At 69.4% G+C, this 1,618-nt stretch carries 1 protein-coding gene; it reads right to left on the bottom strand.

From position 1 onward, the window contains the following. Positions 1-256: 256 nt before the first annotated feature. On the bottom strand, positions 257-1,618 hold a 1,362-nt coding region (locus L995_RS08960; protein ID WP_047471103.1), incomplete at its 5' end, for an FAD-linked oxidase C-terminal domain-containing protein.

Below are 1,618 nucleotides of genomic sequence, written 5' to 3'. Positions count from 1 at the left end.
CCTGGACACGGCCCTGGCCATGGAGTGCGGCGTGCGCACGCTGACCGAAGCCATGCCGCTGGACACCCTGGTCGAAGACCTGGGCGAGGGCCAGGCCGTGCCCCGCCAGGGAGGCGCATTGGCCCGGGCGCTTGACGGACTGTGGGCGCGCTGCCTGCAGCAGCCCTGAGGGCGGGAAGGACTGCACGGCGCCTGTTGCACGCCGCACGTCGCCGGTTGCACCGCGCCCGTTGCACCACGCCGGTTGCACCACGCCTCAGAATCTCGGCAGGTCCGGGTGGGAGATCTGGCCGCCGCGCACCAGCATCTTTCCGTATTCGGCACAGCGGTTGAGCGTGGGAATCACCTTGCCGGGGTTGAGCAGGGCCTGCGGGTCGAAGGCGGCCTTGAGTGCGAACATCTGGTCGTTCTCGGCCGTGGTGAACTGGGTGCACATGGAGTTGAGCTTTTCCACGCCCACGCCATGCTCGCCCGTGACCGTGCCGCCCATGGCCACGCTGGTCTCCAGGATGTCGGCGCCGAACAGCTCGCAGCGGTGCAGCTCGTCGGGGTCGTTGGCATCGAACAGGATCAGCGGGTGCAGGTTGCCGTCGCCCGCGTGGAAGACGTTGGCGCAGCGCAGGCCGTATTTCTTTTCCATCTCCTGGATGGCCAGCAGGATGTCGGCCAGGCGCTTGCGCGGGATGGTGGAGTCCATGCACATGTAGTCGGGGCTGATGCGCCCGCTGGCGGGAAAGGCGTTCTTGCGCCCGCTCCAGAAGCGCAGGCGCTCGGCCTCGCTTTCACTCACCGTGATGGCCGTGGCCCCGGCGCCGCGCAGCACCTCGCTCATGTGGGCGATCTCTTCCTCGACTTCCTCGGGCGTGCCGTCGCTCTCGCACAGCAGGATGGCCTCGGCCGTGAGGTCGTAGCCGGCCTTGACGAAGTCCTCGACGGCGGCCGTCATGGGCTTGTCCATCATCTCCAGCCCGGCCGGGATGATGCCGGCCGCGATCACGGCGGCCACGGCGTCGCCGGCCTTGCGCACGTCGTCGAAGCTGGCCATGATGCAGCGCGCCAGCTGGGGCTTGGGGATCAGGCGCACGGTGACTTCGGTGGTCACGGCCAGCATGCCTTCGCTGCCGACCAGGATGGCCAGCAGGTCGAAGCCCGGCGTGTCCAGTGCCGTGGAGCCGAACTCCACCGGCTCGCCCTCCACCGTGAAGCCGCGCACCTTCAGCACGTTGTGTACGGTCAGCCCGTACTTGAGGCAGTGCACGCCGCCCGAGTTCTCGGCCACGTTGCCACCGATGGTGCAGGCGATCTGGCTGCTGGGATCGGGCGCGTAGTACAGGCCCAGGGGCGCGGCGGCCTCGCTGATGGCCAGGTTGCGCACGCCGCACTGCACCACGGCCGTGCGGCTGGCGGCATCGACCTGGAGGATCTTGTTGAACTTGGCCAGCGACAGCGTCACGCCCATGGGATGGGGCAGGGCGCCGCCCGACAGCCCGGTGCCTGCGCCGCGTGCGATCACGGGCACCTGGATGGCGTGGCAGGCGCGCAGCACGGCCTGGACCTGGGCCTCGGTCTCGGGCAGGCAGACCACCAGGGGGCGCTGGCGGTAGGCAGTGAGTCCGTC

It is taken from the genome of Delftia sp. ZNC0008 (genome assembly GCF_000799035.1).
GTDB lineage: Bacteria > Pseudomonadota > Gammaproteobacteria > Burkholderiales > Burkholderiaceae_C > Comamonas > Comamonas tsuruhatensis.
The sequence above is the reverse complement of the archived record's forward strand: the minus strand, read 5'-3'. Positions and strand labels throughout refer to the sequence as shown.